We start from the raw sequence: 22,528 nt of genomic DNA, 5'->3' as shown, positions 1-22,528 counted from the left end.
TTCTCCGTAGAACACCTGTCGTCGATATTTCGGTGCAAAGACTATATGGTATTTACAGTTCCAGCGCGTGTGCGCTAAGCTCTTTTCGTCCCCCATTGGGACCCCCTTTCAATTTTCGTTTAACTCTTGCAGTTGCCAGACCGCAAGAGTGTTTTAACAAATTGAAAGGGGCTTTATAACTGACTTATAGCTGAAAGCTTTACGGAACCCCCAGCCTAGCTGGGGGTTTTCTCTATACAAAAAAGCGCCTAAAAAGGCGCTATCAGGAATAAGAGGTTAGCAATTTACTCAAAGAATTGGCGCTATAAAAGCCCAGCTTCTTTGGCAAATTTATATAAGTTGTTATAGCCCAATGTGGCATAAGTCAACGGGTGAGCAATCGCAGGATCTTGCTCAGCTTCAACCACAAGCCAGCCCGTATAATTGACCTCTTTCAACACATGAAATACCGCAGGGTAATCAATACAACCATCACCCGGTACGGTGTAAACGCCTTCTAGAACAGAATCCAAGAAGCTTAATTTGCGATTTTTCACATCGGCAAGTACGTCTTTTCGAATGTCTTTGCAATGCACATGATTAATTCGCTCAGCCCAGCACTGCGCGACTTTTACCGGATCTTCACCAGCAAACGTCAAATGCCCAGTGTCTAATAGTAAGCCAACTTCAGGGCCTGTGTGCTTCATCAAGTTATCGATATCTTGCGCGGTTTCAATCACCGTTCCCATATGATGGTGGTAAGCGATCTGGACACCTTGACTTTGTGTGTATTGAGCAAACTCTGTTAGCTTACGGCCATACTCTTCCCAACGATCAGCGGGAAACAGTGGGCGTAAGTGAACGGGTGTCTCTTTTGCACCATGAATACAATTCGTCACTTCACAGGCGACCATCACTGTTGCGCCAAGTTCACGCAATAAGGTCAGGTGTTCTTGTACCGCTTCAATTTCCTCTTCCACACTACGAGTCAAGAGTTCCATGGAATACCAGCCAGAGACCAGTTTCAGATCATGGCTAGCGAGAATTGGGCCTAACACACTCGCCTGACGTGGAAATTTATTCCCCAGCTCAAAGCCTGCAAACCCCGCTTGTTTTCCTTCGCTTAAACAGGTTTCTAGCGATGTTTCGGCTCCCAGTGTTGGCATATCGTCATTGGTCCACGTGAGTGGGTTAATACCTAGTTGAACACTCATCAAAAGTCTCCTTTATTGCACTATTTTTCGCCGCGTTGACGCCATAGTGTGATTAAGTTGTGATAATTTTCTTTCACGGTATGAATCAGAGTTTGGTCATCCATTTGACCGGCTAACCACGCACGTGAGGGCTCTCCAAATAACGTGCGACCAACAGCAAACCCTTTCACGATGTTTTGTCCTGCTGTTTGTGAAAAACCATGCTGTAATTCTGCTTGCGGAGCATCTAAGCCCAAAATAACGACTCCTCGACAGTAAGCATCTCGTTCTTCAATCAACGTCGAGATCGCCTGCCAGCTCGCTTTATCTAATGGAGGAAGCTTCCACCAATCTGGCTTTATGCCTAGGTTATAAAAGCGTTTCATCGCTCGTAGATAGAGGGCATCTTCTTTTTCGATGCCTGCGGGTAAAATCACTTCGAGTAACAGCTCATGCCCAGATTGGCAACAGGCTTGATACACTTCTTGAATTTGATGTTCTTGTTGTAAACGCATCGTGTGATCATCTTCTGGGTTAAAGAACACCAGACATTTCACGATATGCTCAAGCGGCCAACTGACGAGTTGTGAGCCAATGTTGCCATGCTCCAGTTCCAGCGGGCGTGATCCCGGTAATTCAATAGGACGTGCAATCCACCATCCCTGTCCAGTAATGGCATTTAATACATCTTGACCAAAGGAGCTATCACACAATAACCCGGCTTGTCCTTTTTCCAGCCCAGCTTCAACGGCGACTTCTCGGCTGGCTTGTAGAATCAGTTTCTTCAGTGGCTTAATACGAGCGATGTCTGCCCCAACTTGCCGCGCCATATCAACAAATTGAATTCGGTGATCAAACGCCATCACGCAGAGCTCATCTCGTGTTGGAGATTTTCGCGTGGTGACACGATGGAGATGATTAAGCTCACTATCGAGATCAGGACGCTTCACTTGCTGAGCCCGTAGTAAGTAATTGTCCAGCTCGGCTTTCGTTGGCATTGCCGGAGCGCAACCATGGCGAGAAACCACTAACGCGCCACAAGCATTGGCATAAGCACACGCTTTTTCCCAACCTTCACCATTTAAGTAGCCACGCAATAAGCCCGACATAAAGGCATCGCCTGCTCCTAATACGTTCAACACATCCACTCGAACGCCATAAACGGTGATTCCTTGATCAAGAGTTTCGGGAATAACATCCGTAAATACGGAGCAACCTAACGCCCCTCGTTTACACACCAACTCAGCCTGAGAAACTTCACGAACGGCTTTTAACGCTTGAATGGTATCAGTTGAACCGCCGCAGATATGAAACTCTTCTTCAGTCCCAACTATCACGTCAAAAAGACCTAATACCTCTTGCAGTTGATCGGTAACTTTTTCTGATTCAATAAAACGAGTTTCACCATCGCCTAAAGAGGTGAGCCCCCATAACACCGGTCGGTAATCAATATCTAAGGCAGTTTTAACACCATTGCGACGAGCATATTTCAATGCCGTCAACACCGCTTCTCGTGTTTTAGGGTGAGAAAGATGCGTTCCGGTGATTGCCAAACAACGTGCAGAGGCAATGTACTCTTCACTGAAATCTTCCTTGCTGATCGCCATATCAGCGCAGTTTTCACGATAGAAAATCAGTGGGAAGGTTTCTTCATCTTTAATACCGAGGATCACAAGCCCGGTTAGCCGATCTTTATCTGTCAGTAAATGGCTGGTGTCACAGCCAACTCGTTGTAACTCTTCACGTAAAAAGCGGCCCATATGTTCATCACCAACACGTGCCAGCATGGAGGATTTTAGCCCTTGTACTGCGGTACCATAAGCCACGTTACCCGATGAGCCACCCAAATATTTACTAAAAGAGCTCATATCTTCTAAGCGGGCACCGATTTGCTGTCCATAGAGATCAACCGCAATTCGTCCCATGCAAATCACATCTAAATTCTTTTCTGTACTCACCGTTCGCTCCTTAAGTACCTCTGTGCTAAACAAGTCCTCTTTTCCCTTAGGGGGATAGACCGTTCTTGCCGTGTTACACTCTATTGCACAATCATTTCACAACACCATTTATACGGAATATTCATTTCACTTTCAATAAAAAATCACCGTAATATTTCATTATGTGATCGTGATGGAATTTTGATTTATAAATATTCAAAAATAGAATAAATACTTCAAAAGAAAAAAGAACTAATAAAACAATGGGATAGAAGGATTTAAATTTAGACGGGAGTCAAAACAGAAAAATGGAAGTGAAAAAGCCCACCACATTTCGTGGTGGGAAATCGGGGGTGGTTTCGTATTATCCGTTTAATACTGACGGGCTGTCGTTAATACTTGCTTAATGTCATTCGCGGCTTGCTCAATCTCTGGTTTATCGGCCACTTGAGCAGTACCACAGCGCCACCAAGCTTCATAACCATGGGTCATGGTTTTGGGTAACACTTTGATATCAATCAGGGTTGATACCGTCTGTTTTTTTGCCTCTTCAAGCGCACTGATCAGTTGCTCTTCGTTGTAAACTCGATAGGCTCGACATCCATAACTTTCGGCGTTCATAGCAAAATCCACCGGAACTAGTGGCCCGGTCAACGTGTTTGTTTTCGGATCTCGAAAGCGGTTTTCCGTTCCAAAACTCCCCATCCCTTGGCTCATTTGTAAATTATTGATACACCCAAAAGCGGCATTATCAAACAAAATTACGTTGATCTTCACCCCTTCTTGAATAGAGGTTTGTAATTCAGAATGCAGCATCATGTAAGAGCCATCACCTAATAAGGTATAAACGGGTTGATCAGGACAAGCGATCTTCGCCCCCACGGCAGCCCCAATTTCATATCCCATACAGGAGAAACCATACTCCATATGGTAGGTATCAGGTACTTTCGGTTGCCATAGCCGTTGTAAATCACCCGGTAACGAACCTGCGGCCCCGACCACAATCGCATCATCTTCTAAGTGTTGATCCAACAAACCTAAAACACGGGTTTGCGTTAACTCAGTATTGAGAGCGTCTCGATACTCACGCAATTCATCATCAAAATGCCCTTCCACCTCCGGTTGGTATTCTTGCCCTATTTGTGTAGCAAACAAACGCGCGACTTCTTCTCGCCACAGTGATTTCGCTTGCTTGATCTCATTGTGATAACCGCTGATGTAGCCTGCCTGAATTAAGTGGCTTGCCATCGCCCCAAGGGCTGATTTTGCATCCGCGACCACCGCAGTAGCATCAAGCTTACAGGCATCAAATTCCGACACATTGATGGTTAAAAAATCGACGTCTGGATGTTGAAATAATGATTTAGAAGCCGTGGTAAAATCAGTAAATCGGGTACCTACTCCAATCACCAAGTCGGCTTCTTTCGCAATGAGGTTAGCAGCCAAACCGCCCGTGGTACCAATGCCACCTAAATTAAGGGCATGATCATACACAATGGCGCTTTTTCCTGCCTGTGTTTCACCAAAAGGAATATGGAAGGTTTCGGCAAATTGACGAAATGCTTCGTGAGCTTCTGAATATCGAACTCCACCGCCACAGATAAGTAGTGGTTTTTTCTTCGTCATGATTAAGCGAACCGCCTCATCGATCATGGCGTCAGTCGCAGGTCGGCGATCAATACGATGTACTCTTTTTTTAAAGAAATATTCTGGGAAATCATACGCTTCCCCTTGTACATCTTGGGGTAAACAGATGGTGACGGCTCCTGTATCAGCAGGGTCGGTCAAAACGCGCATGGCATGAATCATCGCAGACATCAATTGCTCAGGGCGATTGATACGATCCCAATAACGAGAAACGGGTTTAAAGCAATCATTGGTGCTGATTGAAGCATCATAATATTGCTCAACTTGTTGAAGCACCGGATCTGGTTGCCGACAAGCAAAAATGTCACCCGGTAAGAAGAGTACAGGAATTCGGTTTGCGGTTGCCGTTGCTGCCGCGGTGATCATATTGGCAGCACCGGGGCCAACGGATGAAGTCACGGCATAAATTTTCTTGCGTTTATGCTGTTTAGCAAACCCCATTGCAATATGCGCCATTCCTTGTTCATTACACCCTTGGTGAACAATCAAATCTCCTGAATCTTGTTCTAACGCTTGCCCAAGCCCTACTACATTGCCATGACCAAAAATCGTTAGTACACCATGAATAAACTTATGCTGCTGACCATCAAACTCAACGTATTGTTGGTTCATAAATTTGACCAGCGCCTGCGCTGTTGTCATTCTTATTGTCTTCATCACCCGATCATCTCCAAAATTCGCTAAGAGAAGCATTGATACTGTTCCATCACTGTTCTCGTGACTTACCGCAATCCTGTTATTTCTTGAAATCACTATATGAAATATAAATTTCATTTCAATTTATATTTGGAATAAATTTGGCTTTTGTGATCGGAGTACAATTGTCAAAATTAAACGTAAATTTCTTAATGTCGCCGAGTTTTTCTCATGAACTCACCTTGAAATTGAAACATTTATTTCATAATATGAATAATTGAAAACTTAAACTCATTTCAACCAGAAGCAAGTCATGAAGAACAAACCACACCTAGATAACGTGAATACGCTGGGGAAATGGGCTTGCTAACCACTGAGGAACATCGCATGTCTACACTATTATCAAAGTATAAAGCGCCAGATAAAATAGGGTGTACGCAAAAAATAACCCCTGAGAATGCAGGCTGGGAATATGTCGGATTTGAAGTTTATGAATTGAAAACAGGGCAAAAACTGGTTCTACCTGCATCAAGTAATGAACTTTGCTTAGTTCTGGTCGCGGGCAAAGCAAGCATAAGAACAGAAACAGCGATTTTTGAAAACATCGGCGAGCGGATGAACCCTTTTGAACGAAAAAAACCATACGCTGTTTATGTTTCCGCTCAGGAAGGTTGTGAGGTTGAAGCATTAACGCCACTAGAATTGGCCGTCTGTAAAGCACCGGGTAAAGGAACCTATGCCACTCGGTTAATTACACCAAAAGATATCCAAGCTGAAGCACGAGGCCAAGGTAATAACCGACGCTATGTACATAACATATTACCTGATGATGTACCCGCAGATAGCTTATTGGTCGTGGAAGTCTTTACTGATGAAGGTTGCACTAGTTCCTATCCAAGCCATAAGCACGATCAATCTAACGAACCTCATGAAACGTATTTAGAAGAAACTTACTACCATCGCCTTAACCCTAGCCAAGGTTTCTGCTTGCAGCGTGTTTATACCGATGATCGATCTTTAGATGAATCGATGGCGGTTTATGATAAAGATGTGGTCAAAGCACCAAAAGGTTATCACCCTGTAGCGACCATTGCCGGTTACGATAACTATTACTTAAATGTCATGGCTGGCCCTTCAAGAAAATGGTGCTTCACTTGGGAGCCAGACCATGAATGGGTCAATGGTCCGGTTTATAAGGCCAAACATGCTTAGTTGGGTATTTTGATTGTTATATAAAAACGTCAGCACTGATTGCTGACGTTTTTTATGCTAAGGATAAATCCGCTACTTACTCTTTGTTTGCAGAATCATGAAAAGCGAGCGATACAGCAAGAGTTTGAGCTAAACACAAGGAAGCGGCTTGAGAGCGAAATGCATCCACCTTTGCTTCTTTCACCACAAAACAGACATCACTCGATGAGGCTAATGGGCTAATTTGACTATCGGTAATGATAATTTGCTGAATCGCAGAACCGACTAATGATTCACTGATTGCAGTCGTTTCTTTTGCATAGGGTGAGAAGCTAATCACAATCAATACATCATTTTCTTCAATGGTACTCATCTGCTCTTTAAACATGCCCCCCAATCCATCAATGAGGAAAGCACGCTTGTTTAAGTGGCGCAATGCATAAACAAGATACGATGAAACAGAAAATGAACGACCTAAACCCACCACATAGATATTCTTTGCCTGAGCGAGAATCTCAACCGCGCTATCCAAATATTCAACCGGGGTTTGCGCCGCTAACTGATGCATAGCATTGCTATTTGCTCGTGCAAACTCTTGTAGAATATCCATCGGGCGTTCTGGTGGCGTGGTATCCCCTTCCATTTCTTTCAATAACCGAACACGATCCGTATAACTGGACGTCTCTTCTAATAAATTACTGCGAAATAGTTGTTTCATTTCATTAAAGCCACTGTAACCAAACGCATTGGCAAAGCGGATCAAGGTTGACGGTGGAACATTCGCTTGCTCAGCAATGGCGGAAACCGTTTCAAAAGCGACACTGTTTTTATTATCTAAAACATAAGCAGCCACTTGTTGCAATCTTTTGCTGAGTTCACCATAACGAGTACGGATTTGATCTTCTAATTCACTTAAGGTTGTTGCCGATAACATTCCAACACTCCATCATCTCTTTTAGACAATCTTATTCAAAATAAAACAACAATGAAATTTTTTTTCTGTTTTTATACGAATAAAGTAAAAAATTTAGACCAAACACGATTTTGTAGCGTTCATTTTTCAAGAGAGCTGACAGCAATATGCATTCATCATAATGAACGCAATACCAAAGGTCCCAAACACGGTGTTTGATCTTCACAAATTTCCTCGACCAACGCCAGAAACAACTCGCCAGTAGCCACTACATCGGCAAAAGCATTATGCGCGAGATAAGGAGGCAACCCTTTCTGTTCTCGAATATGAGCCAATCGTAAATCAGGATACATTATCCCTCGATACTTAATAAGCGAGCGTTCTAATCGCATCGTATCTAAAAAGATCAGGGGTAAAGGGAGTGAATCTTCTAGCGATAGCAACTGACGTAAAAACTGCTTCTCAATTTCAGCGCCATGAGCAATCACCACTTTCCCGCTTAAACTTTCGACCAAACATTCAATCAGCTCATGACGTGAAATGCCTCCGAGCAATGTTTCCGGTACGATATGGTTAACGACCGCTGTTTCTGCCTCAATACAGTGCTCAGACTCAACATAATAATGCTGAGCCGTGGCAAGAGACATCACCGGGTAATGAATGTTGATCATCCCTACCGATAAAATTTCATCTTGCCTTGGATTGAGCCCTGAGGTTTCAAAGTCTAACACCACACACTTTAGCTGCGATAACGGGGTATTAGGATCAGGGTACGGTTTCTTAAAAAGTGGCAGGCAATGAGACGGAATTCGAGATCGCGCCAAAGCATGACATCGTAACTTATCACTATTGCTGAGCGGGTGTTGACGACGAAACCAATGCTTTATCACCGTAAGCGCCCTCCTGCATGATACCGTTGTTTCGCCGCCTCTTGATAACGAGCAATAATTCGAAATGCATCTTTAAGATGGCTACGTTCAAATGCCGTCAACTCACCCGGCGCTATCTGATTATTCAGGGGTTGCCCATGTTGTACTTGTTCACCTTGATGGTGAAAGCGAACTTGATTGATAAAGTTCAACGCTTCTTGTAGCTCTTGCTTGCTGCCATGGCTGATCACCCCAAGTTTTGCCGCACACGCTAATCTTCTATGCGTTTCCGGTACAAAACACCCTGCATTTAAGGCATAAATTCGCGCTAACTCAATAAGTAAATTCACCGCTTGCTGTTTAATATTAAGCACTTGGCGATTATCCCCATCTTTGGTTAACACAAATTGACGAAACAGGCCTAGTGGCGGACTAACGCGCAAAGAGTTTGCCACCATAATAGAAAGAAAGCGCTGGTTTCCTCGGACACAAGTCAGCAAGGTTTGGTTAAGTGCCTCAACCAAAGGTTTTGCTCCGTATAAAAAACGCATGTCCAGAAATACGCTGATATCGAGCAATGACTGAGGTTCAGGCAATACCACCCATTGCCTGAAGTTTTTTTGCCATTGCTCTAAAGAGACGCACCAGCGAGCCTGATTCGCCATCATTTCTCCTGGGCAAAATGGATAACCACAGGCATCAAGCCCATGGCAAACAAACTGTGCTAATTTGTGAAAATAAGCTTGCTCATCATGGTTGGCTTCTCTGGCCAATATGATGCCGTTATCTTGATCGGAATTTAAATGCATCTCTTGGCGAGCCTGAGATCCGGCGGCAAACCAAGCATATTCCATCGGAGGTGGGCCAAATTCACGCTCAGCCAATTGCAGTAGCCGTTTATTAAAGGCATCGGCGATCAAGGTCATCATCTGCTGGATAATGGTGGGGGCAACACTGGCAGAGAGTAATGCATCAAATACAGCTTGTCGTTGAGGAACCAGACTCACTAGCTCAATCAAAGACTCCTGCCGGTAAATTCGGCTGATCAGAAACACCGCATGAACATGGCTTTTTTCTGTCAAACTGGTGGCGGTTAATACCCCGACAACCTGCTCCCCCTCCAACACTGGCAAGCTTCGTACATTGTGTAACATCATCATTTCCATTGCTTCAAGCAACAAAGCATCAGACTGAATGGTTTGAGGATGTTGAGTCATAATTTGACTGATGGGCGTATTTAACGTTAACCCTGCCGCAATGACTCTTTTGGTCATATCTCTGTCAGTGACCACACCGACTAATTGATCATTATCCATCACTAACGCACTGGAACGGTGACTATTGACCATAATTTGTGCCGCTTCTTGTACCAGAGTATCGGAATGGACTTTTGCCACACTACGATTCATCACCTCTTTGACACGTTTTAAATAGAGCATTTCCTCACCGGCCCATTTCACACTGGAATGAGCCAAACGCACCGATTCTTTGGAAGAGAAGTGATTTCTAACCGCGGGGTTATCTTGCATGAGCTGTAACAGAACCCTTTTCGGAATGCGATACAGTAACGTATTTTCTAACGCCACTAGCTGGTAATCACACTCACCCGTACGATACAACTGGCTAAAACCGAACAGATCACCATCTGCGAGTCGAGCCCGCAAGGTTCCATCCGCGTGGCATTGCTCTACCGCGCCTGTTCGCACAAGGTACAATCCCTGCCCGACAATATGCTCTCCAGCAAGCGGTTTGCCTTGCTTTAAATAGAGAATATCCACTGCCGCCGCTAGGGCTTCTTGCTCTTGTGTTCCTAATCGCTCAAAGGGATCAACCGAAGAGAGATAACTAACAATATTAGGTAAAAGTGAACGTTCCATCGCAGAGCCTATTTCTATCAATGAAAATCGCTCAATCCTTTTGCGAAAAGATTGAGCGGTATACGTATTTCACTCTAGTAAGCGGCAAGGTAAAAACTTGTCACTATTGAGCGTCTTTCTGAGCTTTGATCATTTTGGCTCGTGGACTACGCATTAACTCACGGAAAATGATCCAGAAGACATACCCCAGTGAACCCATAGCCAATAAATAGTATCCAGTCATGATCCAAGTTGGCACATTATGCGCTAAAAAAACATACATAGAGACTGAAGCTAGCGTAATCAATACCGCCACCGCAGGTGTCATAGACCAAGGCGTAATATCTACTTGTTCGGTATAAACATCTTCATGATCTTCCTGAGGATAGAAATACCCAACCGTCAACATAAAGACAACGTTGGCAACAAATAATAACCCAACAAGGTGGAAGAAGTGGATGTCTACTTGGAAAACAAAGTTAAACAGAATATAGGCTGACACACCAAAAAGTAGCCCAAGTTTAGCGGCAATGGCGGGAACATGTTTGGTCAATAACCCGACCAGTACCACACTGAGAATCGGCGAGTTAAACAAACCTTGTAACTGCTGGATAAGATAGAACAGGCCATCTGGTGCGTTGGCAACTAAGGGGGCCACAATCATAGAGATTAACGCTAAGCTTAGCCCTAGCCATTTCCCAAGTGACACCGTTTGTGCTTCCGTTGCATCAGGTTTAAGCGATTTTTGGAAAATATTGACGGTAAATAGGGTCACCGAAGAGTTTAACCCGCCACTAAAGGTAGAGAATACCGCGCCCACTACCACTGCAGCGAAGAAACCGACCAACATTTCCGGTAGAACCAATTGTACAAGGCTAGGATAAGCATGGTCAGGGTTATCCATCTGCCCACTGAAAACATGGAAGGCAATAATACCGGGTAAAATAATAATACTTGGAATCATCAGTTTAAAGAAAGCACAAAGCAGTACTCCTTTTTGTCCTTCTGCTAGGTTCTTCGCCCCCAAGGCTTTTTGTACAATGGACTGATTGGTACACCAGAAGAACATATTGGAGACGATCAACCCAGTAAATAAGGTCGAAAATGGCACCATCGAATCTTCAGAACCAATCGAGTTAAATTTTTCTGGGTGAGCTTGATAGACTTCCACTAAGCCGCCCCAAATATCACCATTGCCCACATAAGCCAGAGCGAACAACGTGACCATCAAGCCGCCAGTAATTAACCCAACACCATTGATAGTATCGGCTACTGCAATCGCTTTAATGCCACCAAAAACAGCATAAATGGCCCCTATCGTACCCACACCCCAAACCATTAGCCATAAAGCGGTATCTTTATCGACACTAAATACATTGGATACTTGGAACAAACTTTCCAAAGCGATCGCACCGGTATAAAGCACAATAGGTAGGAGTGAAATGACATACATGGCTAAGAATAGAATCGACGTAATGGTCAGCGTTTGTTTATCAAACCGCTTTTCTAAGTATTCAGGAATGGTCGAAATACCCAGTTTTAGATAACGCGGTAGAAAGAAAATCGCAAAAAGAACGATGGTCATGGCTGCCATCACTTCCCATGCCATGACAATAAAACCAGTACGAAAAGATAAGCCATTGAGTCCGACGAGGTGTTCTGTAGAGAGGTTCATCAGCAACATGGATCCGCCAATATAAACCCCAGTTAACGACCGACCGCCGAGAAAATATCCTTCTGTTGAATCAGTAAGGTGTGCGTTGTGAGTTTTATAGTAGGCAAATCCCGCAACGAACAGCGTAAAACCGATAAATGAAATAAAAGCGAGCATGGTTCCTCCAAAAGCTTTTATTACGCCCAGCACCTTTATATCTCCATGCTGGGCGATAAATTAGCCAACCTGATTAGCGAAGGCTAATGACGATTTACAGTGTAATTTCACGTCCTGAGTGCAGTGATTCCAACGCTTTATCCGCGAGCAATAATGCTTGCTCACCATCATAACCACTGCATTCAGGCTTCGCTCGGCCAGATAACACATCCACAAAGTGCTGCCATTCTGCGCGATACGCTTTTTCATAACGCTGTAAGAAGAAGTGTTCAGGTTTTGCGGCCAGACAGCCTTGTTCGCCCCAAACTTCCACCACATCTTCATGGATATTATTAGCGCGCAGTAAACCTTTTTCGCCATGCAGTTCAATACGTTGATCGTAACCGTAACCAGAGCGACGGCTATTGGTAATCGTCGCCATCGCCCCTGATGGGAATTTCATCACGATGAATGCGGTATCAATATCCCCCGCTTGACCAATTTCAGGATCGACAAGATTACTGCCTTGTGCATAAATAGAGACAGGATCTTCTCCCATGATAAAACGAGCCATATCAAAGTCATGAATCGTCATATCTCGGAACATGCCACCAGAAACTTTGACATATTGAGCAGGAGGTGGCGATGGATCGCGGGAAGTGATCAGCAGTGACTCCGCTTTACCAATGACACCCGCACTCAGTTGTTCACGCACTTTTCGAAACTGTGGATCATAACGGCGATTAAATCCGACAAAGAGAGGAACCTGATGCTCTTTGACAATGGCTAAACATTCACGGACTCGTTCAATATCTAAATGGACAGGTTTCTCACAAAAAATAGCTTTCCCAGCTCGTGCAGCCAGTTCAATCAACTCTGCATGGGTATCCGTCGCAGAGGCAATCAGCACCCCATGGACATTGGGATCAGCCAGAGCTTGTTCTGTGGTTTGAATGTTAGCGCCATATTTATCGGCCAGTTTTGATGCACCATCACCATAAGGGTCAATGACAGAGTAGAGGTTGGTTTCTTTATGTTCCGCGATATTGACGGCGTGAACTTGTCCAATTCTACCAGCGCCAAACAAAGCAATGTTATACATAGGGTACTCTCCTTCTACAGGATGTTTTTATGATCTTTTCATTGAAGCTTTACCGCATAACGAGTGTTGGCTTTCTCACTTCATTAATGAGCGGAATGGAAACAATGAGTTCTTGTTAATAACAAACACACCATAGCAACGAAAAAATAATTCCACAATAATTTAAAATGAAATTTTTATTTTGTTTTTGAGAATTGAGAGTATCGCAACATTTTTGCTCACCATGAGCCTTGAGGCTGTATTCATTAAGGATAATATGAGAGGAATTGAAGAACATTGATCAACAAAATAGAAACATTATTGATATATAAAGGCTTTTTATTACTTTCTTCACAGAATAGGGAATGATATGAAATAAATATTTCATATCAACTAAAAACCGCGCGCATTTCCGAACGATCTCGAACAAAAAAGCCACAATATGATCGCGCTTCTCTTTGTGGCTTTCGTTCATTGGTGACACTTCACGCTTCTAGTGCGAATGGATTAGAAATCTGTCATTAGCCGTTTATATTCCATGTCATCCTCATACATTTTGTGGAAAATAGTGTATTTCATATCATAGAAATGCTTAATTTTTTCGGTCTGTGGCGTCACACTTTTACTGATACGACTCATCGCATTCATGGCATCTGGAATGTCACTATAAAACCCGGCGGCCACGGCTCCTAACATTGCGGAGCCAAGAATGACAGCTTCACTCTCTTCTGGTAACAAAAAAATACATCCTGTCGCGTTCGCATGTTCTTGCAGAAAAATACTGTTCTTGGTACCTCCCCCACAAGCCATGATGGTATCAATTTCGTAGCCTGAGCGGTTCATGACTTCGATAATATGGCGAGTTCCCAAAGCGATTCCCTGAATAGTTGCCAAATACAGTAATGCCATATCATCCATGGTTTGGGACATTTTTAATCCAGTAACGGTCCCCGTGAGATGCGCATTAGCTCGCGGTGAACGATTGCCATGAAAATAGGGCAGTACGTGAATGTCTTTGGTCAGAAAGGCAATGTTGTCTTTGCTGCCCGCTAAACTCAGTAAACGATCATTTAACAACTGGTAGACCGTTTTTCCTACTTTACCCGCTTGTATCTTGACACTGTCATACAGTGGATGAGAAGTAATCACATGATCAATTAAAGCGCCGGTTGCAGACTGACCGCCTTCATTTAACCAGTACCCCGGGATCATGGCGCTGTAGTAAGCTCCCCATACCCCATCAATAAATCGAGCGGTTTTTGAAACGGTCATGTGACAAGAGGAAGTGCCACCAATTAAGGCTAACCGCTTATTAAAATCCGCTTTATCCCCTGTCATTCCTGCCGCACCTAAAACACCAATTCCCCCCGCATGGGCATCAATGATGGAGGTCGCAACGGCCGTTCCAGCCACTAAACCGAGATCTGAAGCCGCATGAGCGGTTAACCCATTTCCTACTGGTTGCCCCATTGGCAAAATACGTTCGCCAATCACTTTCGCATTACTGTCGAGTAAATCATCAAGACCCACTTCTTTGAAAAAGCTTTTATCCCATCGACCTTCATGGCCCAGATAGGTCCACTTACAGACGGTTGAACACAATGAACGACTATCATCAAAGGTAGCTTTCCAAGTTAAAAAATCCGGCAAATCAAAAAAATACCCCGCTTTTGACCAAGTATTCGGCATGTTTTGCTTTAGCCAGAGTAACTTTGGGGTTTGCATCTCAGGTGAAATCCGATTCCCCACATAAGCCAGCACTGGATGTTCTGTTTTATTAATGCGATCGGCTTGAACGATGGCTCGGTGATCCATCCACATAATAATGTTCTGTTCACTACGCCCTGTTGGGCTCACGGTTAAAGGTTGACCATGTGGGTCCAACACCACCAGAGAACAGGTCGCATCAAACCCTATCCCTTTGACTTGAATCGGGTCGATATTGGCCTGAGATACCGCATCTTTCACCGCTAGGCACACCGACTGCCAGATATCTTCCGACGATTGTTCAACAAAATTGGCTTGTGGCTTAAACATAAGCGTATCGCGTTTCGCTTCACCCACTTTATGTCCATTGGCATCAAATACCCCAGCTCGTGCGCTACCACTGCCTACATCAACGCCGATAAAATAAATACTCATAGATTTCACCGTTAAGCCTTATTCTTTTGTAAGAAAATAAATAAAATCAGGATACCGCCCCATAAAGCCATGGTGAGATAGCTGCTCACTCCCAGCAAGTTAAGGCCGCTTTCTAACGTTTGAAGCACGATCAAGGCAAGCGCAATACCAATAATTCTCCCAAAACCGCCATCAGGGTTAATACCGCCTAACACCGACGCTAAAATGGCAATCAGTAAATAAGATTCGCCATATCCGGCTTTAGCAGAATTGAACTTTGCCATCATGACCAATGCTGCCACCCAACATAATATGGATGAGAGGACATAAACCGCTAAGGTGGCCTTTTTCGTATTAATCCCTGAAAAACGGGTGGCTTTTTCATTCGATCCCATTAAATAAATAGTTCGTCCTAAGCGGGTATGCTCTAGTAGAGCCCAAAGCCCGATCGCAAAGACAGCAAACAAAATAAGAGGCGTTGGAATCCCCAAAAAGGTACCATTTCCTAACATCAGCAGTGTATTGGGGAAGCCAGAGATCACACTTCCTCCTGAAATAAGAACATTTAGCCCATTGATCAATGTCATCATTCCTAGTGTCGCCAAAATGGGAGAAACACCGACATAGGCAATTAACGCCCCGTTAAACAGCCCAATCATGACCGCTGTTGCCACGCCTCCAGCCAAGGCAATCACCAGCATCGCCGCACTGTCTGGTGCTTGAGTAATGATGCTCGCCATAATCAAACCGCAGGCATTGGTCGTGGCAATAATGGATAAATTAATGCCTCCGGTTAACATACAGACTGCCATTGCCAGCGCGAGCAAACCCAATAATGGCATTTGAGAGGACATCGACTGTAGGTTATTAAACGAAAAGAAAGATGGACCGGCCAAAAATCCCATGGCTAGTAAAATACCCCCTAATATCACCAACAAATAGCGAATATTTTTATCCGTCGGTAATAGTAGTTTATTGAGAATTGCTTCCATTATGCCCCCTGCATCGCTTGTTTTTTCTCGTTGATCGCCGTTATGCTAATGCTGCATACAATGATTAAACCGGTTACAACGGTATGCCAATAAGAAGGAATCCCTAGAATCGTTAATCCATTTTTTACAATTGCCAGTAAGATAACCCCAAGGATCACTCCCATTAATGTTCCCTTTCCTCCTGTCATACTGGTTCCTCCCAGCACGACAGCAGCGAGCACGGTCAACTCAAACCCCATCAGTGAATTTGGTGCAACCGACTGGGTGATTTGGGTTTGCACGACTGAAGCGATGCCCGCCAGTGCCCCCATATACCCATAGACAAATAAATGAATACCAAAAAGGTTAATACCAATCCGGCTCGCCGCATCAGCATTGCCACCTACCGCATAAATTTGTCGTCCTAGGCGTGTTTTCGTCATTAAAAAAGAAGTGGCGAGAACCATCACAATGAGCGTCAAGATCGGAAGTGACAAGCCATAGTCATAGCCATCACTCCCTGTGAACGTGAATAACTCGATACCATTCATAAACCAGTCGGGAAAACCGTATAACCACTCACCATTGCTGACATAAATCAGTAAACCAAAGAAAACATTTAAGGTGGAGATGGTAATAATGATGGCGGGCACTTTTAACTTGTAAACAAGGATCGCATTGATCATTCCCAGTAAAATCCCCACTACGGTAGCAATAGCAAAAGCAAGCATAAAATTGCCACCGAGAGCTAAAATGTAAGTCGCCATCACATACTGGGCTATCGCCGCCGTAGCAGGAAAAGAGATATCAATTCCCCCAGCGATCAAAACAACAAATAACCCACAAGCCATGATGCCAAGAATGGCTGAGCTGACGGACATATCGAATAAGTTACCTAAGGTCAGAAAATCTTCAGAGGTCGCCGTTAGTACTCCCACAATGAGAACAATCATCATCGACAGATAAAATTCATGATGTTTCGTTAACGGCGTGAGAGAGCAGCGAAATGAATTAACCATTGACGGCCTCCATAATCTCTTGTTCGGTGGAGTAAGCGGGGTAGAAGTCATGAGTAAAACGTCCTTCTTTCATCACAATCACACGGTGACTGTTATAAAACACTTCAGGGATCTCATCACTGACCATGATGATGGCCATTCCTTTTGCGGCAAGATCTTTGGCGATGGCATAAATCGCCTCTTTATTGGCGACATCAACGCCAACGGTCGGAGAGTCAAGGATCAGCACCTCAGGTTCTGCCGCTATCCACTTTGCGATAGAAATGCGCTGTGCATTACCACCAGAAAGGCTAGTCACTGGTAATTGAGGGTCAGCCACTTTAATTGAGAGTGATGAAATCAAAAGCTCCACCAGCTTATTCGCTTTGATGTGGTCGAGAAAACCCGACGGTTTTTGCAATCGATCCAATACCGCTGCCGTAATGTTGTCTTGAATGGTTTGATCCATAACCAGCCCAGTCGACATACGATCTTCTGATACATACCCAATACCATGAGCAATCGCCTCTCGGTTGGATTCGAAGAAAACCGGCTGTCCGCTGATCAATATCTGACCACCATCTGGTTTTGTCATACCAAATAACGCCATACATAACTCCGTTCGGCCAGCACCCAGTAATCCCGTAATAGAAACCACTTCACCCGCGCGAACAGAGAAAGAAATGTCACTAAATTGCCCTTTTTTCGTCAGGCCTTTGACTTCCAGTTTGATCTCACCTTGCTCGTGGTAAGGTGCCAGCGGAGTAAATTCAAAGCGCTGCCCCGTCATTAAAAAGGCCAACTTGTCACTGTCAACATCACAGGCTTGATACGTTCCAATCGTTTTTCCATCACGAATAACGGTAATTCGATCAGAAATTTCCATCACTTCATCCAATTTATGGCTCACAAAGACGACCGTGACGCCTTTAGATTTGAGATCGGCAACCACATTAATCAGATGGTTAACTTCCGTGCGAGTTAACGATGCGGTAGGTTCATCCATGATCATTAATTTGGCATCCGATGCCATAGCACGACAAATTGCCACAAGCTGACATTCAGCAATAGAGAGCTGTTCAACCCTTTTGTCTAACGCCAACTTCACGCCGACTTTGGCCATCGCGGTGAGTGCAATGTCTCGAATTCGTTTTTTTTGCACCAACCCTTTCGACCACTCAATGTGATCTTGAATAGCAATATTCTCTGCAACGGTTAAGTTGGGAAATAATGACAAATCCTGATAAATCACTTGGATGCCGTATTCAATCGACTGTTGTGGGGTAAGCCTTGCATAACTTTTACCGCCAAGGATGATTTCTGCTCCTTTCTCTGGCGCATGAACACCGGAGATCACTTTAAATAACGTACTTTTACCACAGCCATTTTTGCCCGCTAAACAATGCACTTCACCTTGATTAAAGGTAAGATCAATGTCATCTAGAGCTTTCACTGAACCAAAATGCTTTGAGACATGTTTAAGGGTAATAAAAGGAGTACCTGACATAAGAATTTCCAGAAGTCAAAGGGCGGCGTTGCACCGCCCAAATAAGTAGAGGTAAAACGTTAAGCCGTTAAAAACCTAACTGACGAGCGTTAGTGTTATCCACTTCTAAGATTCTATTGAATTTGATGACACGATTTTCGGTATCAATGTCCGCCTCACCAAGCCCTTCAACTGTCACGCCTTTTGAGACATCTTTTCCTTCTAGCATCTGCTTCGCAACAGCCACCATGGCATAGCCTGCATCAGCGGGGTTCCATAAGAAACCCTTTTTAATTTCCCCACGAGCCAAATAAGGAGCCGCTTGACTTGGCATCATGATGCCCACTACGCTGATCTTATCTTTTGCTCGTTTCTTTCTGATCGCTTCACCAGCACCAATACCGCCAAGTGAACCATAAGAAACAATGCCAGACATGTCTGAGTGCGCTTTCATCAAATCATTAGTGGCAGCATAAGATTGATCGATACTTTCCGCCACTGGCATACGGCTAGTAACTTCATACATATTGGGGTAGGTTTTTTTCTGGTAATCAATGGCTAAATTTGCCCAGTTATTATGCAGAGGCACCGTTAATGAACCCACATACACGGCATAACCACCTTTCTCTCCCATATTCTTTGCGAGTTCATCCATGGTCGCTCTCGCATAGGCTTGATTATCGATCGTTTCGATATCCCAATCGGCACTATGACCATCGGGAGATTCGTGGGTCAAAACAATAATGCCTTTTTCACGTGCTTTCTTAAATACGGGCTCAAGCACGGTCACATCATTAGGGACAACAGTAATCGCATCCACACCCTTTGCGATTAAATCTTCAATAATTTTCACTTGCTGAGCGGGATCTGGCGTAGAAGGACCCAGTTGGCGTGCATTCACACCAAAATCGGTGGCAGCTTGTTCTATCCCTTTATTCATTTGGTTAAACCAAGGAATACCAGAGACTTTTACTACGTTTACAATCTCGTAATCTTTCGCTTGTGCTCCCGCAGCAGCAATAGCAAGCGTTAATACGGCGGCTTTTACTAAGACCTTTTTCATCTTCATCAATCCTTTCTTGTGGTATGTAGGGTTAAGGTGAATCGATGAAAGAATGTTAAATCGGATTTCAAGACAATATTGATACCCAATAGAGAAAACGTGATGCAGACACGAATATGTTAATATCTAGTTAATATAAAATCTCATATCAGTAAAAATCATAGGGAGGTGTAAAATTACGAATAAAAAAGCCATGAAAAAGATCAATTAATTACCCTTTAATTAACAAAATAAAAACAAAAACAAATCAAAAAATTAAAAAAACAAAAAAATAGTCAGTAAGCTCTTAGCCTAAAAACCGTATTTTGATAAATATATGAATAAGATCACTTTTACTCTTCAATACCACCATAATTTTGACTCTTGAACGAACAAAAAACACTCAACAACGAATGTTATAACCGCTTTATTCTCGTTTTTTTGTCACTAAGTAACCGGTTATTTGTCCTAGAATTTCAGTTTGCAGCCCAATAAACAAAAAGCCATCGCGCAATGCGATGGCTTCATAGAGGTTCATGATGTACCTGATTAGCCTATCAAACCTTGTTTCGCCAAGTATTCATCGTAGGTGCCGTGGAAATCGTTGACGCCTTGTTTAGTTATTTCAATGATCCGTGTGGCAATAGACGAAACGAATTGACGGTCATGGGAGACAAACAGCAAGGTGCCTTTGTAGTTCTCTAACGCCAAGTTCAACGCTTCAATCGATTCCATATCCATGTGGTTGGTTGGTTCGTCCATCAACAAAATGTTCGGTTTTTGCATGATTAACTTACCAAATAGCATTCGACCTTGTTCACCACCAGAAATCACTTTAACCGACTTTTTGATGTCGTTTTGTGAAAACAGCATACGACCTAAAATGCCTCGCACCGTTTGCTCATCTTCCCCTTCGTTTTTCCACTGGCTCATCCAATCCAATAACGTCATATCTTCACTGAAATCATGAGCGTGATCTTGTGCGTAGAAACCGATGTGATTGTTTTCAGACCACTTGATCATGCCTGCCATCGGCTCCATTGCACCTGCTAAGGTATTGAGCATGGTTGATTTACCAATCCCGTTTTCACCGATGATGGCGATGCGCTCACCCACTTCTACCATTAAATTGACGTTATCAAACAGAATATTATCGCCATAACCTTGCTTTAGACCTTCAACTTCTAACGCATTACGGAATAACTCTTTCTTTTGATCAAAGCGAATAAACGGAGATTGACGGCTTGATGGCTTAACCTCTTGTAGCTGAATTTTATCCAACTGCTTTTGACGCGACGTGGCTTGCTTGGCTTTTGAAGCGTTAGCAGAGAAGCGGCTTACAAAGGTTTGTAGCTCAGCGATTTGCGCCTTTTTCTTTGCGTTGTCAGCATGTAAACGCTCACGAGCTTGTTCAGCGGCGCTCATGTATTCATCGTAATTACCGTGGAAAAGACGCAGCTCACCATAGTCTAAATCCGCCATATGAGTACATACGGTATTTAAAAAGTGGCGGTCGTGAGAAATAATGATCATGGTGCAGTTACGCGCCAGCAGTACTTGCTCTAACCAAGCGATAGTATGCATGTCCAAGTTGTTGGTCGGTTCATCAAGCAGCATGATTTCTGGCTCGGCAAATAACACTTGCGCCAGCAAAACTCGAAGTTTCAGACCAGGAGCGACTTCACTCATTAAACCAAAATGCTGCGCTTCAGGAATGCCAAGCCCAAGTAGCAACTCTCCGGCGCGAGCTTCTGCTGAATAGCCGTCCATTTCAGCAAATTCAGTTTCAAGATCGCCCACTCGCATACCATCTTCATCGGTCATTTCCGGTAACGCATAAATGCGGTCGCGTTCTTCTTTTACTTTCCACAATTCTTTATGACCCATGATCACTGTATCGACCACGGTATAGTTCTCAAAAGCGAACTGATCCTGACCCAGCTTTGCCATCCGCTCGTTGGGATCAGTGGAAACCGTACCAGAAGAGGGTTCAAGTTCACCGCTAAGGATTTTCATAAAGGTGGATTTACCACAACCGTTTGCGCCAATCAGGCCATAGCGATTGCCATTACCAAATTTAATCGAGATATTTTCAAATAATGGCTTATCGCCAAATTGCATGGTGATGTTTGCAGTCGTTAACACAAAAAATTCCAAGTTGTCGGATGATGATAAACAAAAGGTTAGTTTTACTTACCTTTAAAAAATGCCGCCAATGATAGCATTTTTTGTGACAAATATCACCTAAATTTGCAGACAAATCGTTTATCTAACAAAAATAGACAATTAGCGGTAATCAATATGAAAAATACATCCAATTTTGAATACAGCATTATTGATACAAAATGATCATTTAAAATAACAAGGGTTAATTTTTAGTATAAACACGCTCGGGACGACCAACTTTACCGTATTCGTTTTCACTAATAATAAGTCCATGAGTGGCACAATATTCTAAATATCTCCGAGCTGTGGTTTTACTCACACCAGTATGTAGACTCACTTTTTCAACGGTAAATTTATCGCCACTATTTAAAGATAATAGACGAATAATTTTATCTAATGTTATCTGCTCTATACCTTTAGGTAGAAGGCTAACTTGCTGCTTTCTGTGCTGAATATTAAATAACTCATCAATGTATTTTTGATTTAAATTATCATAAGCTTTCATTGGTAAGCGTTCACCGAGGTATCTTGACTTACCATGCCTGAAGAAGCATGTGCAGTTTATAGATCAAAAACGTTCGGGTACGGTTTCTTCTCAACGACTGACGTGATGATTTCACTCAGAACTGACA

Annotated in this window: 17 protein-coding genes; 1 reads left to right on the top strand and 16 read right to left on the bottom strand. The window is 43.5% G+C overall.

The window, feature by feature from the left end; genetic code table 11:
- The 4 genes from FKN93_RS15380 to iolD all read right to left on the bottom strand — a co-directional run.
- Window positions 1-96, bottom strand: a 96-nt coding sequence (locus FKN93_RS15380) for a transposase (RefSeq protein ID WP_170905504.1), incomplete at its 3' end; no start/stop codon positions are given.
- A 206-nt stretch (window positions 97-302) separates the two neighbouring features.
- The gene (gene iolE / locus FKN93_RS15375) at window positions 303-1,193 is read right to left on the bottom strand and encodes a myo-inosose-2 dehydratase (RefSeq protein WP_170905503.1); all 891 of its coding nucleotides are present in this window, start codon (window positions 1,191-1,193) and stop codon (window positions 303-305) included.
- 20 nt (window positions 1,194-1,213) lie between these two features.
- The gene (gene iolC, locus FKN93_RS15370; RefSeq protein ID WP_170905502.1) at window positions 1,214-3,130 is read right to left on the bottom strand and encodes a 5-dehydro-2-deoxygluconokinase; all 1,917 of its coding nucleotides are present in this window, start codon (window positions 3,128-3,130) and stop codon (window positions 1,214-1,216) included.
- Between the two features lie 351 nt (window positions 3,131-3,481).
- The gene (iolD, locus tag FKN93_RS15365) at window positions 3,482-5,413 is read right to left on the bottom strand and encodes a 3D-(3,5/4)-trihydroxycyclohexane-1,2-dione acylhydrolase (decyclizing) (RefSeq protein WP_254620116.1); all 1,932 of its coding nucleotides are present in this window, start codon (window positions 5,411-5,413) and stop codon (window positions 3,482-3,484) included.
- 366 nt (window positions 5,414-5,779) lie between these two features.
- Between iolD and iolB the strand changes: the two genes are divergently transcribed.
- Complete coding sequence (iolB, locus tag FKN93_RS15360; protein ID WP_170905500.1) at window positions 5,780-6,604, top strand: 5-deoxy-glucuronate isomerase; 825 nt, start codon at window positions 5,780-5,782, stop codon at window positions 6,602-6,604.
- 76 nt (window positions 6,605-6,680) lie between these two features.
- Here the strand turns inward: iolB and FKN93_RS15355 are convergent, their stop codons facing one another.
- The 12 genes from FKN93_RS15355 to FKN93_RS15300 form a co-directional block, all read right to left on the bottom strand.
- On the bottom strand, window positions 6,681-7,517 hold the full coding sequence (locus FKN93_RS15355; RefSeq protein WP_004396389.1) for a MurR/RpiR family transcriptional regulator: 837 nt from the start codon (window positions 7,515-7,517) through the stop codon (window positions 6,681-6,683).
- Between the two features lie 155 nt (window positions 7,518-7,672).
- Complete coding sequence (locus FKN93_RS15350) at window positions 7,673-8,227, bottom strand: 3'-5' exonuclease (RefSeq protein ID WP_338154173.1); 555 nt, start codon at window positions 8,225-8,227, stop codon at window positions 7,673-7,675.
- A 155-nt stretch (window positions 8,228-8,382) separates the two neighbouring features.
- On the bottom strand, window positions 8,383-10,242 hold the full coding sequence (locus tag FKN93_RS15345) for a DUF294 nucleotidyltransferase-like domain-containing protein (protein WP_170905499.1): 1,860 nt from the start codon (window positions 10,240-10,242) through the stop codon (window positions 8,383-8,385).
- A 103-nt stretch (window positions 10,243-10,345) separates the two neighbouring features.
- Window positions 10,346-12,052, bottom strand: coding sequence for a solute:sodium symporter family transporter (locus FKN93_RS15340; protein WP_040905021.1), 1,707 nt, complete (start codon window positions 12,050-12,052; stop codon window positions 10,346-10,348).
- A gap of 94 nt (window positions 12,053-12,146) precedes the next feature.
- A complete protein-coding gene (gene iolG, locus FKN93_RS15335) occupies window positions 12,147-13,133 on the bottom strand; it encodes an inositol 2-dehydrogenase (RefSeq protein ID WP_154171084.1) in 987 nt (328 codons plus the stop codon).
- Between the two features lie 486 nt (window positions 13,134-13,619).
- Window positions 13,620-15,254: an FGGY-family carbohydrate kinase gene (locus tag FKN93_RS15330; RefSeq protein WP_170905498.1), complete on the bottom strand. Its 1,635-nt coding sequence runs from the start codon at window positions 15,252-15,254 to the stop codon at window positions 13,620-13,622.
- 11 nt (window positions 15,255-15,265) lie between these two features.
- On the bottom strand, window positions 15,266-16,225 hold the full coding sequence (locus FKN93_RS15325) for an ABC transporter permease (RefSeq protein WP_170905497.1): 960 nt from the start codon (window positions 16,223-16,225) through the stop codon (window positions 15,266-15,268).
- On the bottom strand, window positions 16,225-17,223 hold the full coding sequence (locus FKN93_RS15320; protein ID WP_154171086.1) for an ABC transporter permease: 999 nt from the start codon (window positions 17,221-17,223) through the stop codon (window positions 16,225-16,227). The genes FKN93_RS15325 and FKN93_RS15320 overlap by 1 nt, the downstream gene beginning before the upstream one ends.
- Entirely contained in the window at window positions 17,216-18,709 is a 1,494-nt protein-coding gene (locus tag FKN93_RS15315) for a sugar ABC transporter ATP-binding protein (RefSeq protein WP_154171087.1), read from the bottom strand. The genes FKN93_RS15320 and FKN93_RS15315 overlap by 8 nt, the downstream gene beginning before the upstream one ends.
- Before the next feature lie 67 nt (window positions 18,710-18,776).
- On the bottom strand, window positions 18,777-19,751 hold the full coding sequence (locus tag FKN93_RS15310; RefSeq protein WP_154171088.1) for an autoinducer 2 ABC transporter substrate-binding protein: 975 nt from the start codon (window positions 19,749-19,751) through the stop codon (window positions 18,777-18,779).
- 528 nt (window positions 19,752-20,279) lie between these two features.
- Window positions 20,280-21,875 carry an ABC-F family ATPase gene (locus tag FKN93_RS15305; protein ID WP_158137317.1) on the bottom strand — a complete coding sequence of 532 codons (1,596 nt, stop codon included), beginning with the start codon at window positions 21,873-21,875 and terminating at the stop codon, window positions 20,280-20,282.
- Between the two features lie 223 nt (window positions 21,876-22,098).
- Window positions 22,099-22,401, bottom strand: a complete 303-nt coding sequence (locus FKN93_RS15300) for a DeoR family transcriptional regulator (protein ID WP_249374201.1) — start codon at window positions 22,399-22,401, stop codon at window positions 22,099-22,101.
- Window positions 22,402-22,528 lie beyond the last annotated feature (127 nt).

Source organism: Vibrio sp. A8-1 (genome assembly GCF_013048685.1).
GTDB lineage: Bacteria > Pseudomonadota > Gammaproteobacteria > Enterobacterales > Vibrionaceae > Vibrio > Vibrio metschnikovii.
This window is presented reverse-complemented; position numbering and strand designations above follow the sequence as displayed.

What these genes read in the sequence shown, in the direction of transcription:
- FKN93_RS15355 (WP_004396389.1), bottom strand. Translation starts at nt 7,517, where the DNA reads ATGTTATCGGCAACAACCTTAAGTGAATTAGAAGATCAAATCCGTACT.
- iolE (WP_170905503.1), bottom strand. Translation starts at nt 1,193, where the DNA reads ATGAGTGTTCAACTAGGTATTAACCCACTCACGTGGACCAATGACGAT.
- iolG (WP_154171084.1), bottom strand. Translation starts at nt 13,133, where the DNA reads ATGTATAACATTGCTTTGTTTGGCGCTGGTAGAATTGGACAAGTTCAC.
- iolD (WP_254620116.1), bottom strand. Translation starts at nt 5,413, where the DNA reads ATGAAGACAATAAGAATGACAACAGCGCAGGCGCTGGTCAAATTTATG.
- FKN93_RS15325 (WP_170905497.1), bottom strand. Translation starts at nt 16,225, where the DNA reads ATGGAAGCAATTCTCAATAAACTACTATTACCGACGGATAAAAATATT.
- FKN93_RS15315 (WP_154171087.1), bottom strand. Translation starts at nt 18,709, where the DNA reads ATGTCAGGTACTCCTTTTATTACCCTTAAACATGTCTCAAAGCATTTT.
- FKN93_RS15310 (WP_154171088.1), bottom strand. Translation starts at nt 19,751, where the DNA reads ATGAAAAAGGTCTTAGTAAAAGCCGCCGTATTAACGCTTGCTATTGCT.
- iolB (WP_170905500.1), top strand. Translation starts at nt 5,780, where the DNA reads ATGTCTACACTATTATCAAAGTATAAAGCGCCAGATAAAATAGGGTGT.
- FKN93_RS15340 (WP_040905021.1), bottom strand. Translation starts at nt 12,052, where the DNA reads ATGCTCGCTTTTATTTCATTTATCGGTTTTACGCTGTTCGTTGCGGGA.
- FKN93_RS15345 (WP_170905499.1), bottom strand. Translation starts at nt 10,242, where the DNA reads ATGGAACGTTCACTTTTACCTAATATTGTTAGTTATCTCTCTTCGGTT.
- FKN93_RS15320 (WP_154171086.1), bottom strand. Translation starts at nt 17,223, where the DNA reads ATGGTTAATTCATTTCGCTGCTCTCTCACGCCGTTAACGAAACATCAT.
- FKN93_RS15330 (WP_170905498.1), bottom strand. Translation starts at nt 15,254, where the DNA reads ATGAGTATTTATTTTATCGGCGTTGATGTAGGCAGTGGTAGCGCACGA.
- FKN93_RS15300 (WP_249374201.1), bottom strand. Translation starts at nt 22,401, where the DNA reads ATGAAAGCTTATGATAATTTAAATCAAAAATACATTGATGAGTTATTT.